Source organism: Pseudomonas sp. P5_109 (genome assembly GCF_034009455.1).
Lineage (GTDB): Bacteria > Pseudomonadota > Gammaproteobacteria > Pseudomonadales > Pseudomonadaceae > Aquipseudomonas.
Genome location: NZ_CP125380.1, coordinates 5130672 through 5147049, shown reverse-complemented (window position 1 = coordinate 5147049; position 16378 = coordinate 5130672). Strand labels below are relative to the sequence as shown.

General features: G+C 58.8%; 13 protein-coding genes. 4 read left to right on the top strand and 9 right to left on the bottom strand.

Going from position 1 to position 16378, the window contains the following annotated elements; genetic code table 11:
• The first annotated feature begins 88 nt into the window (after positions 1-88).
• Both QMK54_RS22735 and QMK54_RS22730 read left to right on the top strand, forming a co-directional pair.
• Complete coding sequence (locus tag QMK54_RS22735) at positions 89-574, top strand: glutathione peroxidase (protein ID WP_110659420.1); 486 nt, start codon at positions 89-91, stop codon at positions 572-574.
• Positions 571-1032 (top strand): MarR family winged helix-turn-helix transcriptional regulator, encoded by a 462-nt coding sequence (locus QMK54_RS22730; RefSeq protein ID WP_007983496.1) that lies wholly within the window; start codon positions 571-573, stop codon positions 1030-1032. The genes QMK54_RS22735 and QMK54_RS22730 overlap by 4 nt, the downstream gene beginning before the upstream one ends.
• Here the strand turns inward: QMK54_RS22730 and QMK54_RS22725 are convergent.
• Positions 1016-3379, bottom strand: coding sequence for a response regulator (locus QMK54_RS22725; RefSeq protein ID WP_413787345.1), 2364 nt, complete (start codon positions 3377-3379; stop codon positions 1016-1018). The genes QMK54_RS22730 and QMK54_RS22725 overlap by 17 nt on opposite strands.
• Before the next feature lie 123 nt (positions 3380-3502).
• Between QMK54_RS22725 and QMK54_RS22720 the strand changes: the two genes are divergently transcribed.
• Together QMK54_RS22720 and QMK54_RS22715 are read left to right on the top strand one after the other, a co-directional pair.
• A complete protein-coding gene (locus QMK54_RS22720) occupies positions 3503-4393 on the top strand; it encodes an ATP-binding protein (RefSeq protein WP_110663273.1) in 891 nt (296 codons plus the stop codon).
• Positions 4390-4872 (top strand): GAF domain-containing protein, encoded by a 483-nt coding sequence (locus tag QMK54_RS22715; RefSeq protein WP_110663191.1) that lies wholly within the window; start codon positions 4390-4392, stop codon positions 4870-4872. Before QMK54_RS22720 ends, QMK54_RS22715 begins: the two co-directional genes overlap by 4 nt.
• Here QMK54_RS22715 and QMK54_RS22710 read toward each other — a convergent pair whose 3' ends face one another.
• From QMK54_RS22710 to QMK54_RS22675, 8 genes are all read right to left on the bottom strand, one after another.
• Entirely contained in the window at positions 4873-7818 is a 2946-nt protein-coding gene (locus QMK54_RS22710; protein WP_223591078.1) for an HD domain-containing phosphohydrolase, read from the bottom strand.
• Between the two features lie 49 nt (positions 7819-7867).
• Positions 7868-11509 carry a transporter substrate-binding domain-containing protein gene (locus QMK54_RS22705; protein ID WP_320401386.1) on the bottom strand — a complete coding sequence of 1214 codons (3642 nt, stop codon included), beginning with the start codon at positions 11507-11509 and terminating at the stop codon, positions 7868-7870.
• An 8-nt stretch (positions 11510-11517) separates the two neighbouring features.
• Entirely contained in the window at positions 11518-12144 is a 627-nt protein-coding gene (locus tag QMK54_RS22700; RefSeq protein WP_008002663.1) for a response regulator transcription factor, read from the bottom strand.
• 201 nt (positions 12145-12345) lie between these two features.
• Positions 12346-12783, bottom strand: coding sequence for a response regulator (locus QMK54_RS22695; protein ID WP_110660605.1), 438 nt, complete (start codon positions 12781-12783; stop codon positions 12346-12348).
• Between the two features lie 177 nt (positions 12784-12960).
• A complete protein-coding gene (locus QMK54_RS22690; protein ID WP_110660604.1) occupies positions 12961-14289 on the bottom strand; it encodes a deoxyguanosinetriphosphate triphosphohydrolase in 1329 nt (442 codons plus the stop codon).
• A 68-nt stretch (positions 14290-14357) separates the two neighbouring features.
• The gene (locus QMK54_RS22685; protein WP_320401385.1) at positions 14358-15521 is read right to left on the bottom strand and encodes an EAL domain-containing protein; all 1164 of its coding nucleotides are present in this window, start codon (positions 15519-15521) and stop codon (positions 14358-14360) included.
• 126 nt (positions 15522-15647) lie between these two features.
• Complete coding sequence (locus QMK54_RS22680; RefSeq protein WP_110657421.1) at positions 15648-15992, bottom strand: hypothetical protein; 345 nt, start codon at positions 15990-15992, stop codon at positions 15648-15650.
• On the bottom strand, positions 15989-16378 hold the full coding sequence (locus QMK54_RS22675; protein WP_223591045.1) for a phage holin family protein: 390 nt from the start codon (positions 16376-16378) through the stop codon (positions 15989-15991). Before QMK54_RS22675 ends, QMK54_RS22680 begins: the two co-directional genes overlap by 4 nt.

Here is a 16378-nt window from a genome sequence, read left to right as displayed (position 1 = left end):
AGTTGATCGTCTGTGCAATTATTTAAATTGCACACAATTCAATTGCTCGCTATTTTGTTTTCTCTGGCATTCACTCGGAACCTCGAACATGAGCGACAACCTGCTGAGCATCCCTTGCACCACGATCAAGGGTGAGCAAAAGACTCTGGCGGATTTCGCCGGCAAAGCCGTGCTGGTGGTCAACACGGCCAGCAAGTGCGGTTTCACTCCGCAGTACAAAGGCCTGGAAGAGCTGTGGCAGACCTACAAGGACCAGGGGCTGGTGGTGCTCGGTTTTCCCTGCAATCAGTTCGGCAAGCAGGAGCCGGGCAATGAAGGGGCGATCTCCGAGTTCTGCGAGCTGAACTTCGGTGTCAGCTTCCCGCTGTTCAAAAAGATCGACGTCAACGGCGCCGACGCCCATCCGCTGTTCGTGCAGTTGAAAAAGCGCGCACCGGGTGTGTTGGGCTCCCAGGGCATCAAGTGGAACTTCACCAAGTTCCTGATCGGCAAGGACGGGCAACTGGTCAAGCGCTTCGCCCCGGCGACCAAGCCGCAGGACCTGACCCAAGAGATCGAAGCCCTGCTCAAATGAACACCTTGTCAGTCGATTCCCTGAAGCTCGACAGCCAGCTGTGTTTCAAGCTGTATGCGGCTTCCCGGGCGGTAATTCGGGCCTACAAGCCAATGCTCGATCAGTTGGGCCTGACCTACCCTCAATACCTGGCGATGCTGGTGTTGTGGGAGTGGCAGGAAGCGGCTCCGGAGCAACCGACCGTCAAGGCGTTGGGCGAGCGTCTGGCCCTGGATTCCGGCACGCTGACACCCTTGCTCAAGCGCCTCGAACAACTGCAACTGGTGCAGCGCCAGCGTTCGGCGCGCGATGAGCGTGAAGTGCACCTGAGCCTGTCGCCGGCTGGCATGGCCTTGCGCGATCAAGTCGGGCCACTCAAGGCGCGCCTGTTGTGCGACAGCGGGGTCGATCTGAATCGTCTCAACGACTTGCGCGACGGTCTCGATCACCTGTTGGGGCAGATCAAGGCGCTGTCGTAGCGGGAATCCACAAGTCCAGCAGGGCGGCCAGTTCTTCGCGCCGGAAGGGTTTGGCCAGGTAGTCGCTCATGCCGGCGGCACGACAGCGTTCGCGTTCCTCTGACATGGCGTTGGCCGTCAGGGCGACGATTGGCAGTTGGGGCCAGCGCCCGCTGCGGCGGATTTGCCGGCTGGCTTCGTAGCCGTCCATCACCGGCATGTTGCAGTCCATCAGCACCAGGTCGAAATCCCGTTGCTCGAGTTGATCCAGGGCCTCGCCACCATGGGACGCGGTGGTCACCTCGCAGCCGAGTTTGCCGAGCATGCCCTTGGCCACCAACTGGTTGACCGGGTTGTCTTCCACGAGCAGCACGCGCCCGCGGCATTGCGGGGATTGTGCGTCGGGCGGAGCATCGTTGATCGGGTGGGTTTGCGGTTGCAGGATCCGCCGCAAGGACTGATACAGCGTATTGCGGGCCAGGGGGCGGGCCTGTTGTTGCAGGGGCGCGAGGGCATTGACCTCTTCGCCGGGCATGAAGTTGCCATAAGCGGTGATCAGCAGGATCGGCGCGCTGAGGGCGGGGCGCAAATTGAACAGGCATTCGGGGCAGTCAGTGATGAGCACATCGGCTGCCAGGCCAAGCAGTGGGTCATCCATGGAGCGGCGTTCATAGTCCAGCCCCCAGCCAGGTAACAGACTGTTCAGCAGTTCGCCCAGCCCGCTGCTGGCGGCCGTGATGGCGATGACTTTGCCCTTGAGCAAAACGACAGGCATTGCACGGGTGTGGCTGGGCAATGGCAGATCCGCGTAGAACTGGCTGCCAAAACCCGGCTCGGAGCTGATCGTCAGGCGCCCTTGCATGGCTTCGCAAAGATTGTAGGTCAGCGCCAGGCCCAACCCGGTACCGCCAAATTGGCGGGTAATACCGGCGCCAGCCTGGGTGAACGGCTGGAAGATTTTGAACTGGGCATCCCGGGGGATGCCGATGCCGGTGTCGCAGACCTCGATTCTGACGCCGTCCTCGAAGGTCGACAGGCGCACGTCGACACGCCCGAAACGGGTGAACTTGAGGGCGTTGGACAGCAGGTTACTGACGATCTGTCGCACCCGGGTCGGATCGCCGAGCACCAGTGCCGGGAAGTGCGGATCGATCAGGCAGGTCAGTTCGACGCTGGGGGCGGCGTTCTGCGACAACAGGTTGGCGGTGTCCTCGATCAGCGAGCCGAGGTCGAAGGGGATGTGTTCGAGTTCGAGTTGACCGGCATCGAACTTCGACAAATCGAGAATATCGTTGAGCAGTTCCACCAGCACTTTGCCCGAGTCATGAGCGATCGACAGTTGCTGCTGTTGTTCGGCATTCAGTGGTCCATCGAGGGACAGTGCGATCATCCCGAGCAAGCCATTGAGGGGCGTGCGGATTTCATGGCTCATGTTGGCCAGGAACACCGATCGGGCTTCGGCCATGTCCAGTGCGGTACTGCGGGCGGCTTCCAGTTCCTCATTGGATTGGCTCAGTCGGGTATTGATCGCCTTGAGTTCGGCGGTGCGGGCCGAGACGATGTTTTCCAGTTGACCGAGGTACTCGGTCAGGCGATTTTCCGCGTTGCGCCGTTGCTGGATTTCGGTGGCGATGTTTTTGAACTGCTGGTTGGCAACCTTGACCAGCACGCCGATCTCATCGTTGGCATGCCCGGCGGGACATTCCAGCGACGTCGGCTCGGTACTGCTCGGGTCGCGGCCGCTGAGTTCACGGATGACCCGCACCAGAGGCTTGGTCAGCATCACATAGAACAGCGCCAGCAGGATGCCGGACAGCAGCAGGCTGCGGGCGAAACCGTTGAGCAGGGTCACTTCGGCCCGGCGCAGGAAGCGGTTGCCGAAGGCGTAGGTGTCGACGTTCAGCCGCAGTGTTCCCAGGGATTCGTTGGGTAAATGATCCAGGTAAAGCCGGTCTTCGAACTGTCGATTGGCGCCGAACAGGAAGTCACTGAACAGCCGGTAGCCGTTTTGCATGCCGGGTCGCTTGACGTTGGCCAGCACGGTGCCGTTGTTGTCGGTCAGTTTCACACCGATGATCGCCGGCGAGCGCAGCAGACCCTGGGTCAGTTCCTTGGCGAGTTCGGCGTCGATGTTGTAGGCGATTCGCGAAGCCGGGTTGTGGCTGATTTCAAGTAATGAAAGGATTTCACGATTGATGGAAGCGTCTTCACTGGCATAATCGATGCCTATTTGCAGCAGGCTGAGCAGCGTGCCCAAAATGAAACCGACCAGCACGGTAAGCCGGGCTTGCTTGAATGACAGCCGGTTGGTGAATTTGATGTCCATGGGGGGGTGAACCACTTCCGTTTCCTTTCGCTGCTCAAGCATAGTCGATCATGCCTGTCTGCTGATGCTCTCGTGAGGCCTGTACCGCGGGGGCAGCCACTTGTCTGACGCTGTGTTTCGTCGCTGTATCACCATCATTACTGTGAACGTGCCCGAGGAGAAGTCGTGGATTCCCGATTGAATGCTTTTCTTGAACGCGCCGATGCCGTTCTGGCCCGAATCGAGCCGTTGCTGCCGGCACCCAGGCCAGCCATCGACTGGACGCATTGCCTGGCCGCGCGCTGGCAGCGTGAGTCGCGCGGCGGTTATCTGATGCCGCTGGAGGTCAGCCTCGACATGCGCCTGTCGGACCTGATCGGCGTCGACCGGCAAGTCGAGCAGCTTGGGCGCAATACCCAACAATTCCTCGATGGCATGCCCGCCAACCACGCCTTGCTCTGGGGTTCACGCGGCACCGGCAAATCGTCGCTGGTGCGCGCCTTGTTGGCCGAACACGCTCACGCCGGTTTGCGTTTGATCGAGATTGAACGTGATCATCTGGCAGACCTGCCGCGAGTGGTCGAACAGATCGGCAAGCTTCCCCAGCGCTTCGTGCTGTTTTGCGATGACCTCTCGTTCGAGTCGGGCGAGGGCGATTACCGAGTGCTCAAAAGCGTCCTTGATGGCTCACTGGAACAGGCTCCGGACAACGTTTTGCTGTACGCCACGTCCAACCGTCGCCATCTGGTGCCGGAAAAGGAAAGTGACAACGAAAACTGGAAACGGGTCGACGGCGAACTGCATCCCAGCGAGGCGGTTGAAGACAAGATCGCGCTGTCGGACCGCTTCGGTTTGTGGCTGTCGTTCTATCCGTTTACCCAGGAACACTTCCTCAACGTCGTCGAGCACTGGATCGGCCAGTTGGCCGGCAAGGCCGGACTGGCGTGGCAGCGCAGCGAAGAACTGGACATTCTGGCGGTACGTTGGGCCACTGGCCGAGGCAATCGCAATGGACGTTGCGCCTATCAATTTGCCCGTTACTGGGTCGGGCTGAAACTGTTGGAGCACAAGGCATGATCGATTTACAAAAGAGCGGCCAGGGCCTCGAAGGCTACGGCATGCTGCATGCGCAACTGGAGTCCTTGCTGGCGGACGAGCGGGACTTCATCGCCAATGCCGCTCAGTTCTCGGCGTTTCTGTTCAATCAGCTCGAAGACCTGAACTGGGCCGGTTTTTACCTCAACCGCAATGAGGAACTGGTGCTGGGCCCGTTTCAGGGGCAGATCGCTTGCGTGCGGATTCCGTTCGGGCGTGGCGTCTGCGGAACCGCAGCCGCGACCTTGCAGACTCAGTTGGTCGAAGATGTGCACGCGTTCCCCGGTCACATTGCCTGCGACAGCGCATCGAACAGCGAACTGGTGGTGCCGTTGGTCAAGGATGGCCGATTGATCGGCGTGCTCGATCTCGACAGTCCGAAGCTCGCGCGTTTTACCGCGCAGGACCAGGCCGGAATCGAACAGCTGGCGGCAATTTTCCTGCGCCTGACCGACTGCTGATCAAGACGCCAGGCCTGCCTTGGCCAGCAGGCCCGACGCGTCTACCGTATCGATCTGCTGCGGGTCGAGAAAGCGTCTGGCGTATTGCAAATAGATCTGTGCCTTGATGAACAGGCCGAACAGCTCCGGGTCGATGTGGGCATCACGGCACATGAAGGCCATGATGCCCAGCGCCTCGCTCAAGGTCTTGGCTTTTTTGTAGGGGCGGTCGGCGGCCGTCAACGCTTCGAAAATATCGGCTATCGCCATCATCCGCGCCGGCAGGCTCATTTCTTCGCGTTTCAAACGTTTCGGGTAACCGCTGCCGTCCATTTTCTCGTGATGCCCACCGGCTATTTCCGCGACGTTGCGCAAGTGCGCGGGGAACGGCAGATGGTTGAGCATCAGGATCGTCTGGACGATGTGGTTATTGATGACATAACGCTCTTCGCTCGTCAGGGTGCCGCGGACAATGCTCAGGTTGTACAGCTCACCCCGGTTGTATTTGTGGGGCGGCACATCGAGTTTGAAGCCCAGGGGATTATCTTGCGGTATCACTTCGTGTTCACTGCGTTCGAACAGATGCTCAGGCTTGTCCGCCAGTAAGGGTTCACTGACGGGCAGGGTGGGGGCGGGTGTTCGGGCCTGACGCCGGTTCTCCTCCCAGGACACGCCCAGCCGGTCATCCAGGGTTCGGGTCCAGGTGCGTTCAGCCACGCTGCGCAGACGTTGCAGATCAGCGTCGGCCATGGCTTCGCCACCAAGATTGCAGCGGGCAACGAAGGCGAAATCATCATCCAGCCCGGCCAGGCTGGCATTGCGCAGTTCTGCCAGCGATTGCTCATCACCGCCCAGGGCGATGGCCTGCCAGTAGCTGATCCAGGCATCGCGCTTGAGTACCTCGAAGCGGGTGCGGATTTCGTGGATGCGATCGGTCAGGGTTTCCAGCTTCGTGGCTTTGTCGACGACGTATTCCGGCGTGGTGACCTTGCCGCAATCGTGCAGCCAGGCGGCGATGTGCAGTGCCTCCCATTCATCTTCGGTTGGCCGATAGGCGCTGAAGGCAGGCTCCTGGCTGGCCGCCGCCGCATGGGCGAGCATCAGGGTCAGTTCCGGCACGCGTTGGCAATGGCCGCCGGTGTAGGGACTTTTGGCGTCGATGGCGCCGGCCAGCAGTTGAATGAAGGCGTCCAGCAGTTGTTTTTGCCGGGCTTGCAGGCGCTGGCTTTCGATGCACACGGCAGCCGCGCCGGACACCGCCTGGAGAAACGCAATGCGGTCCGGTCGCAGTTTGTCCAGGTCGCTTTGCTCGCCACTGTCGGCCAGCAGCAGCACCAGCAGGCCCACGGTTTCGTTGTGACGATTGTGCAGGCGGATTCCGATCAGATGAACCCGGGGACTTTTCAGCGCGAGCAAGACTTTCTGCAGATCACCCGCCTGCTCGAACCCCAGGTTGCTGACGACATTGTCGACGATTGCCAGTTGCTGTAGCCATGTGGGGCTTTGCGGGTTCTCGAGCGAGTGTCCGCGAATGTCGAAGGATTGCAGGTCTTCGGCGGTGTCATTGATGACCAGGCCGTGGGGTTCCATTTGCTCACCATCACCTTCGCGCAGATAGATCAGGCCGGCCTGGGCCTGACCGATTTTCACGGTTTCAAACAACACCCGTTCCAGCAGCGGGGCGAAACGGGTTTCGGCGCTGAGGCTGTCAGTGATCTGGAAGAAACTCGCCAGTGTGTCCTTCATCCGTGCCATCGACACACTCAGCTGGTCGACTTCGAGCACCGGCGAGCGACGGGAAAGCGGGAAATTGAAATCGAAACTGCGAATCGCATCGGCCTCCTGCACCAGGGCGCGCAAGGGTTTGACCAGGACTCTTGATGTCAGCCAACCCAACGGCACGCATAACAACAGTGTTGCCAGGGTAATGAGCGCGCCTTGCCAGCGCATCCGGTAAGCGTCGACGAGCAACTCGTCTTCCGGTACCAGCAGAGCCAGTTGCAGGCCTTGGGGGCCGCCTTCCTGCATGCTGCTGCGGGCCACGATCCACTGTCGGCCGCTGGCGTTCAGGCGGTTGCCTTGAGACGGACTGTTGAGCAACGCGCCCAGGCTGGGGTTGAGGTCCGCTGCCTTGATCAGGCGGGAGGTCTGGTCATCGACGATCAGCCTGCGGCTATCGGGGTAGGCAATGGCATTGCCCTGCGCATCGAACAGCACGATTTCGGTATTGGGGGTCACGACATGCTTGGCCAGGGTCGCGCTGAGTTCGGCCAGGGTCAGGTCGGCGGCCAGGATTGCCTTGTCACCGCTGCGGCGTGCCAGCGTCGTGCCAATGTCGTGGGTGGAAAAAAAGATATAGGGTTCGGTCGTGATCTGGTCATTGTCGCCGCGGGCGCTGGTAAACCAGGCACGGTTACGTGGGTCGTACGTGTCGTTCAGGTTGTCCTGATGGCTGACCAGTGCCAGGTTCCGGTCGAAGAACAAAGACTGGGAACGGACCTGGCCGCTGCTGTTGTGTTCGATGCTCCAGACTTGATAAGCCGCGGTGTCCGGGGCCTTTACCAGGGCCTTGACCTCTGGGGTACGCAGCGGGCGGACCATGAAAAAGTCACCATTGTCGTAGCCCAGGTACAGCGAAGCCAGATTGGGGTTGTCCTCGAGTGACTGGCTGAACGGTTCGAGCAGTGCCAGGCGTTGTTCCAGATCAGTGGACTGGCCCGCCGGATTGAGTGCCAACAGGCTCAACAGATGACGAATGGGCTCATAGGTCGCATGCAGGTCCAGTCGGACATCCTGCTCAATGCGGTTGAAGAGTTTTTCACTGCTCGACAGTATGATTTGTGTGGTTTGCCGGTAGTTGAAAAGTCCCAGCACTACCCCGGTCAGCAACAACAAAAAGGTGAACATCACGCTGATATGGACATGCAGTGGAAACCGGCGTGGATCGGGGCGCAGTGGGTTAGGCATTGCGGGTTTCTCCATGATGGTCAACACACTGCCAAGGGGCCAAGCATAGTTAAGGCTCTGTCACTTTGCCTTCGTCGTAATGGTCAATCTGACGCAGTAACGCGTCGTCCAACTCAAGCATGGCGCACTCCATGGATTTGCAGCATCCAGCCACTTTTTCGCGATCGAAATCCTCATGGCAGGCAGCTTCAAGTGCCTCGCAGCTGTCGATCAAGCGAGAGGCCTGCACTATCCGGGCTGCGCCTTTGATTTTGTGGGCAATATCCTGCAGCGCCTGCCTATCCCCGGAACTGGATAGCGTCAACAGTGTTTGCAGATCCTGGCGGTTGCTGCTCACCAATTCGTTCAGCAATCGCCGGTTCAACATCGGATTGTCCCCGGTCAGCTGTTTCAACCCGCGGAGGCTGAACGCCGGGGTTGCATGGCTGGGTTCAATGCCTTCTACCCATAGACTCAAGGCGCCGAGGCTGAGGGGTTTGAACAGGCAGTCGTCCATTCCGGCTTGCTTGCAGCGTTGAACCTCTTCCGGTTGGGCATTGGCGGTAAAGCCGACAACGGTGCAGGGAGGACGATGGTTTTGTCTTTCATGCTGGCGAATGGCACGGGCCAGCTCGTAACCGTTCATGACGGGCATGTTGCAATCGGCAATCACCAGATCAAACGGGTGGTCTTTCCAGACCTCCAGTCCCTCCTGGCCATCGGCCGCGACGGAAAATCGATGCCCAAGAAACTCCAGTTGCTGGCACGTGAGCAAACGATTGGCCGAGTGATCGTCGACCACCAGGACATTTAATGGGGTTGTGGCGACGACGATTTGGGTTTCGGCCACCTGGGCTGACTGTTGCAGCGGCAACGTTTCCAGCTGCAGCAGCACCTCTACTTGAGTGCCGGCACCCGACTCGCTGCGCAATTGCAGACTACCGCCCATCATCTCGCAGAGATTGCGGCTGATCACCAGCCCCAGCCCCGCGCCTCCCCTGGCCGATTGCATGGTGTGGTCGGCCTGGGCGAAGGGTTCGAACAGGCGCTGTTGCTCCTGTTCGCTGATCCCGATACCACTGTCGTGAACCTGCACCCGCATCTGCGCATGATCGGGTTGTGTTGCCGGCTGCAGGTCGACAATGACCCGGACCTGGCCTTGCTCGGTAAATTTTATGGCATTGCTGATCAGGTTGGATAGCACCTGTTTGAAGCGCAAAGGGTCCAGCAACACATCGAAGGGCGGGTTGGCCGATGAAAACTCCAGCACCAGCTCGAGTTCCTTCTGTCGGGCCAGGCCATCGAAGATCCGCACGACCGAGGCCACGAGTTCACCCGGATTGACGCGCTCCGGGCTCAGGCTCAAGCGCCCTGATTCGATTCTGGCAATGTCGAGGATGTCGCCAATCAGCTCCAGCAAGCCTTTCGCCGAGTTATACGCGACATCGATGGCCGGACGCTCCGCGTGCTGATGATCAAGACGCTTGAGTGCCAGCTCAAGCATGCCGATGATTGCATTCATCGGTGTGCGGATCTCATGGCTCATCGTGGCCAGAAACGTGCTTTTGGCCCGGTTGGCGTTATCGGCGCGTTCTTTCGCGCAACGCAGATCATCGAGCAGTTGCCGCCGATCGCTGATGTCGATCCAGCCACCGATAATGCCTTGCACTTTCGCGCTGGAATCCCGATAGGGAAGAATCCAGTGATAGATCGTCAGCCGCCGGCCGCCAATGTGCAGTTCGCGATCGACGATCAACGGCCTGCCCTCGGTCACCACGCGTTGGTAGTCAGCCTGGTACTCCCGGGCTTCGAACACATTGCTCATCGCTCCCTGCATCACGCTTTTGCCGATGACATCTTCACGCCTGGCGCAGAACGCTTGCAGGTAACTGTCATTGCAACTTTGCAGTAGCCCCTGGCGATCACGTACATAGATCGGATGGGGCGTGCCATTGACCAGTGATCGCATGAACTCGAACTGATCGCTCAACGCACGCTCGGCAGCCTTGCGTTGCTTGATCTGGCGTCGCATGTAGTCGTTCCACGCAACGGAAATCAGCAACAGCACGCCAGCACCGATGACAATTTGGTAGAACAGTCTTTGATAATTGCGCCAGGTGCTTTGCGACGATGCCGAATAGCCGCGCCAGCGACTGTTGATGATACCCAGCTCCTCCGGCGAGATGCTCAGAAGCGCCTTGTCGAGAATGGCGTTCAACTCCTTGGCATTCCGAGCGGTGGCAAGGGAAAACGCCGCCTGCTCGGTGCCGATGGTGGTGCTGATTTGCAATGTGTGCTCGAAGAGACTCGATGAGGTGAAGTAGTTGGCAATGATCAGTGAATTCACCGAGCCGTCGGCCTGGCCTTCGGCGAGCATCTCTACGGCGCTGAAGGTGTCCGGGGTTTCGATCAGCTTGATACGGGGAAACTCTCTGCGCAGGTAATCCATGAGTGGATTGCCGCGGGCAATGGCCAGGCGCTTGTCCTGCAACTGCTCGAGGTTGGTCGGGCTGTCGGCGGCTTTACGGGTCAGTAGGACGTAGGAATTTTCCAGAAAGGGGCGGGTAAAGTTCAGTTGGGTTTGACGCTGGGCGCTGGGGAGTAGCGCGCCGATCACATCGGCCTGGTTGTCCCTGATCTGTTTGATCATCTCGTCATCGTTCCGACTGCGCTGGATGTCAAAGCGCAAGCCGGTGCGCAACCTGATCAGCTCAAGCAAATCCGCGCTGACCCCGCGAAAGTTGCCATTGCTATCGAAAAACGTCAGTGGCGCGAAGGCTTCGTTGACGACGACGCGCACTATCGGGTGGTGTGCCAGCCAGCGTTCTTCCCGGTCAGTGAGTTGCAGCTTTTGATCGGTTAGCAGAATGTCGCTGCCGGCGCTCCAGCGTTTGGCGATGTTTTCTCGTTCACTGGAGGGGATGGCCCTGATCATTGCGTTGATGATGCCGAGCAGCTCGGGGTTGTTCCTGTTAACGGCGAAGCTGAAACCAAAGGCTTCATGTTTGCCGAAGTTGGCCATGCGGATGTTGTTCAGGTACCCCTTGTTGATCATGTAGTGAGTTGAAATGGTGTCACCGAGAAACACGTCGGCCTGATCGAAAGCAACGGCATTGATCGCATTCTGGTAGGACGGATAGGACGTAATGATCGCCTTCGGGTACAACGCCTTGACTTCCGCCAGCGGCAAGTAGTGATACACCATGCTCAGGCGCAATCCGGCCAGGCCATCGGTGAGGGATCGGGTTTCCCCTTCGCGGGTCACCAGTACGGGTTGGTCGACGGCATAGGGTATGGACAGAGCAATGTCGGTATTGTCCGCTTCGAATCCATTGGCGGTGCCAAGCAGATCGACATCGCCGTTCTGCAGCGCGGCGATCGCGGCCCCTCGAGAGTCAAAACGCCGAACCTTGACAGACAATCCAGTCGCTTCTCCCAGAAGACCTGCGTAATCGGCGGTAAACCCTTCATAGTCCTGACCGCTGGTGGTCAGGTCGAAAGGGGGGTAGTCGGGGGCCGACGTACCGAGCGTCAGTTGATTTTTTTGGGTTAACCATTGTCGCTGGGTTTCATCCAGTCGAATCTCCAGCGTCCCGGCCTTCGAGCGGCTGAGCAGCGTGTAGTGTTCATTGCCCGGTGCCCCGAACAACGAGGTGCTCACGCATAGACCTGCGGTCACTTGAATCAGATAGACCTTCAAACGGCTGGGCATCCAGGTTCTCACACGAGTGCGTTACGTTTTGCCATCTCAATGAGTTCAACCAGGGATTTGGCTTTGAGTTTCTGCATGAGGCGCTTTTTGTAGGTGCTCACGGTCTTGTTGCTCAGAAACATGCCCTTGGCGATTTCCTTGTTTGTGCGACCTTGGGCAAAAAGTTGCAAGACCATCAACTCCCGGTCGTTTACGGATTTGAACAATTCCAGTTCGATGCAGCGTGTTTCATCTCCTCGGACGGGGTTCAGGGCCTCGCTCGGGAAATAGTTGTAACCGGCAAATACCGCTTTTATGGCGCTGACCAGTTCACTGATGTCCTCTTGTTTGCAGACATAGCCCGATGCACCGGATTGCATGCAACGAATGCCGAAAAGTGTCGGGCATTGTGCTGTCAGTACCAGCGTTTTAAGAGGGGTACTCATTGCGTTGAATCGGGATAGCACTTCCAGGCCATCAAGTTTTGGAATGCTGATGTCGAGAATCACCAGGTCCGGCATGCATTCGCGGACCATCTGCATGGCGTCGACCCCATTATCGGTTTCGCCGACGACTTTGTAACCTTCATGTTCCAGTAACATTCGAACGGCAAGGCGGATAACCGGGTGATCATCGACAATAAAAACGGAGTTCATAATAAAATCCCATGCGAGCTCAAACAAAGCGCGCACCTTAGCTCAGATACTTGGAGGGACGCATGAACTGACCGAGCTGTAGCCGCAATATAGGAAAAATCCTACACATTAAAAAGAATAGGACTACGTAGTAGTTGGGATTCTTATTAGGAAGGCCAAGAAAATTCGATGTCCGGATGAACTTTGGCGGCAGGTCTTTTATCAGTTTTTCATTGTATTTTTATTTGTTTTTATATGTGTTTTTTCCTGTGTTTGAGTTGTAGTCAACAACTCTCTGAATTCAGATTGTTTCAACGGTTTTATCAAATAGCCCAATAATGGCAACCCGTGTTCAGTGGCCGTTTTTACAAGTTCATCCAATTCAGACATCGTCAGGCTACTCAGGATGATCGCCCGTCTGATCAGCCCTCGCCGGCTGGCGAACCGGACCAGATCGAGCCCTGTCAGATCGGGCAGGCATTGATCGCATAAAAGGATGTCGAACGGCTGGTCGGCCCTGAGCATTTGCTGCATGGCGCCTTTGGCGCTGTCGGTGGTCGTCAGCCGAGTGAAGCCATAACTTTCCAGCAGGCATTGAGTCGCTATCAGTTGGAAGGGGTGGTCCTCCACCACGAGAATGCGTAGATCGTCTTCGGCCATGGGCGCACTTCAACTGTCAAACAGAAGGGAGGGCGATTGTTTCGCGAGAGTGTCAGGCAAGCGATCAGTTTGCTCGCCATGTGCTGTAGGGCGATTCGCCGATACTTGAGCGCTGTTGGATGTTGAAGGGGGGATCAGCCATAACGAATGTCGTAATGGCTGACCAATCGATACACCTCAGTGGCTAGCGCGTCCGGTCATCTCCAGGGCCATGTCGCTTGCATAGCTGTCGGTCATTCCGGCGATGAAATCAATCATGCGTAAAAACGAAGTGTGCAACGGGCCGTGTGGATCGGGTGCATTGTTGCCCAGCAGGTCAAGGATGCGACGGCTTTTGAACGACGGCGTACGTCCGTTGTGCTGCTCCAGCGCTGCACCACAAAAGGCGTTGAGCAGGATTTCCAGTGTGGTATAGGCTCCGATCTCGTGCAGGGTCTTGCGCTTGTCCTGGAAGATTTTCTTGCGGGCCATGTCCTTGGCGTTCAGCACGCAACGCTTGGCGGGCCCGTGCATATGCTCCACCAGATCGCCGGGCAAGGTACCAGCCAACAGCGCGTCCTGTTGCTCGACAAAGGCGCGGGCCGCGGCGTTGGTCAAGTGCTCGATGGCCTTGCCGCGCAGGATCGCCAGTTTGCGTCGGCGCGAATCACCGGGACCGAGCTGGCGATAGGTCTCCGGCAAGTCATCGCCCACCAGGTCCAGCAACAGGGACTCGACTTCAGCGTATTCCAGCAACTCCATTTCCAGGCCGTCTTCCAGGTCGATAAGCGCATAGCAGATGTCGTCGGCGGCCTCCATCAGGTACACCAGCGGATGCCGCGCCCAGCGTTGCTCCTCCAGTTGTGGCAGGCCGAGTTTATTCGCGATCTGCTCCAGTAGCGCAAGCTCGCTCTGATAGCAGCCGAACTTGTGTTTCTTGTAGCCCAGCGAGTCGGCGTGCCTGGCCGTCCATGGATACTTCAGGTACGTGCCCAGCGTTGCATAGGTCAGTCGGGTGCCGCCGTCGAACTGGTGATACTCGAGTTGCGTGAGTACCCGAAAGCCCTGGGCATTGCCTTCGAAATTCAGGAAGTCATTGCGCTCGGCTTCACTCATTGCATCCAGCCAGCCACGGCCGGCCGCTTGCTGGAACCAGTGACGGATCGCGTCTTCACCGGAATGGCCGAAAGGCGGGTTGCCGATGTCGTGTGCCAGGCAGGCCGATTGCACCACCATCCCCAGGTCGCTGGGTTCGCACCAGTCGGGCAGGGCGCTGCGGATGGTTTCGCCGACCCGCATGCCCAGTGAGCGACCCACGCAACTGACTTCCAGCGAGTGGGTCAGGCGCGTATGAATGTGATCATTGCTGGACACCGGATGGACCTGGGTCTTGCGCCCGAGGCGGCGGAAAGCCCCCGAGAAAATGATGCGGTCGTGGTCTTTGTGAAAAGGGCTGCGGCCGAGCTCTTCAGGGCTGTGCAGAGGCTTTCCGAGGCGTTCGCGGGTGAGCAGGGTGTGCCAATCCAAGGCGGGGTCTCTCCGTCAGGTGACTGATGGCCTAGCTTCCCGGTTCGCGCCATGACCTGCAAGCGGAACTACAAGCCGGCTGCGTCGATATCCATGAGTAGCAGGCGATCACCATTGTCGAAAAACTGCCCGGCGGTCAGGCAGTACTGGTTACTCGTGGCGTCGCGATAGATGTTGGACAGGGTCAGGCGGCGCTCTTCCAAGCCTTGCGCCAGCAGGTGATAAAAGTAGGGGCGCCAGGACCAGTTGTGGCCCAGGTAGCGAGTGTCGGCTTCCCAACGGTTATTGCGCCACTCAAGATTCGGGGTCAGTTGCGTGCCGTGTCGGTCGCACTGATAAAAGCGCAGCAGCCATGGGAAGGCGTTGAGCTGCGGCAGGGCATTGAGCGGTGCACGTGCCTCGGCCCAGGATTGTAGAATGGCCATCAGTTCGCTGAGCTGCTGGCGCATGATCATCAGGCGGCCATGCTCGGTGAGTTTCTGTTGAACGTAACGCTGGCGCAGTTGTGCGAATCGTTCGACAAAGGCGTCTGTGGCAAAGAACGCTTCTTGCGCCCGGGCGAACAGAAAGCCTTGTACGTAGCGCGAACCGCATTCCAGGGCAAAATTCAACTGAGCTTCGGTTTCCACGCCTTCGGCAATGATCCAGCAGCCGGTCTTTTCTGCCATCTGCGCCAGCGCCTTGACCACGTCGCTGCTTGGGCCTCCCAGTGCCGCGGCCTGGAACAGTCGCATGTCGAGCTTGAGAATGTCCGGCTGCAGGGCCAATACGCGATCGAGTTGCGAGTAACCAGCGCCGAAATCATCGATAGCTATCCGCGCGCCAGCTTGCCGGTAACGTGCCACCACCTGTGCCAGGCGCTGGGTGTCGCCACCCAACTCGGTGATTTCGAAAACGATGCGCCGTGGGTCGACAGCTTGCCGGCTCAATTGCTTGAGGCTCGGCAGCGGCTGCTCCGCACGCAAGCGACTGATCCAGCGCGGGGAGATGTTCAGGCTGAGAAACCAGTCGGATGGCGCCTCATGCAGGCGACTCAAGGCATCCTCGCGTACTTGTCGGTCCAGGCGACGAAGGGCGGCAGCGTTGGTGCGCGGGTTGGCAAACAGCGGCCCCACCGAGGCCAGTCGACCATCGGCCTGGCGCAAACGGCCCAGCGCCTCGACGCCGGCGATACGGCCGGTGGCGGTATCGATGAACGGCTGAAAACAGGCGAGCGGTTGCCCGTCGATCACGAGACCTCCTTGGTAGATCTTGTTTTTGGATGGTGCCTGTAGACCGGGTAGGCGCACAGGATTGCGCCCCTCGATAGAGGGGCGCATCCGGTCGACGTTGCAAGAATGCAGCCAGCTAGAAACCGATCAGTCTTTGCGTGAAGAACCTTGCATGATCAGTTTGATCAGCGGCACCAGTGTGGTGCCGAGGCGGATCATCCGGGTCAGGCTGCTGAGGCCACCCCCGTTTTTTGCCCCCTTGCCGGTCAGGAAGCCCAGCAAGGTGACGGCGGCCACGCCCCAGAGTGGAGCGTGCTTGATGCCGAAACCGTCCTGCAGGTTTTGCGTCATTCCACGTACCCGTTGCAAAGGTTGCAGCAGTTGCGCGGATTCGTGGCGGATTTCCTGACGATGCATTTCCATGCGCAGGCGGATCAGGGCCTTGCGCATTTCCGTGCGCGAGCTGTTGTGTGGCAGTTCAGGCAGGCTCATGGCAGCAGGCGCTCCCGATCGTTGGCCAGCTCTTCCAGCGTGCCGTGGAAGGGCGAGGACTCATCGAAAATCGCCGCTCTCAAGCGCATCGCGCAGAAGATGGCGGCGAGGGTATAGAACACACAGAGCCCGATGATGGCGGCCAGGCGATAGGTGTCCCAGAACACGATAAGCACCAGCGTCGACAGTCCTACCAACAGCAGCAACGCAAACACCAGCGCCAGACCGGCAAACAGCAACAGGCTGACGGTACGGGCTTTCTGTTCCTGCAATTCGATGCCGAACAATTCGACATGGCTGTGCAGCAACCCAAGGAAGGCAGCGCCCAGGCGCCGCGATGAGGAGCTGGTTCCCGCTACAGACGGGCCGGATTCGCCGATCGACAT

Coding starts and splice junctions, on each gene's coding strand:
- QMK54_RS22735 (WP_110659420.1), top strand. CDS start 89: ATGAGCGACAACCTGCTGAGCATCCCTTGCACCACGATCAAGGGTGAG.
- QMK54_RS22730 (WP_007983496.1), top strand. CDS start 571: ATGAACACCTTGTCAGTCGATTCCCTGAAGCTCGACAGCCAGCTGTGT.
- QMK54_RS22725 (WP_413787345.1), bottom strand. CDS start 3,379: ATGCTTGAGCAGCGAAAGGAAACGGAAGTGGTTCACCCCCCCATGGAC.
- QMK54_RS22715 (WP_110663191.1), top strand. CDS start 4,390: ATGATCGATTTACAAAAGAGCGGCCAGGGCCTCGAAGGCTACGGCATG.
- QMK54_RS22710 (WP_223591078.1), bottom strand. CDS start 7,818: ATGCCTAACCCACTGCGCCCCGATCCACGCCGGTTTCCACTGCATGTC.
- QMK54_RS22705 (WP_320401386.1), bottom strand. CDS start 11,509: ATGCCCAGCCGTTTGAAGGTCTATCTGATTCAAGTGACCGCAGGTCTA.
- QMK54_RS22700 (WP_008002663.1), bottom strand. CDS start 12,144: ATGAACTCCGTTTTTATTGTCGATGATCACCCGGTTATCCGCCTTGCC.
- QMK54_RS22695 (WP_110660605.1), bottom strand. CDS start 12,783: ATGGCCGAAGACGATCTACGCATTCTCGTGGTGGAGGACCACCCCTTC.
- QMK54_RS22680 (WP_110657421.1), bottom strand. CDS start 15,992: ATGAGCCTGCCTGAACTGCCACACAACAGCTCGCGCACGGAAATGCGC.
- QMK54_RS22675 (WP_223591045.1), bottom strand. CDS start 16,378: ATGTCGATCGGCGAATCCGGCCCGTCTGTAGCGGGAACCAGCTCCTCA.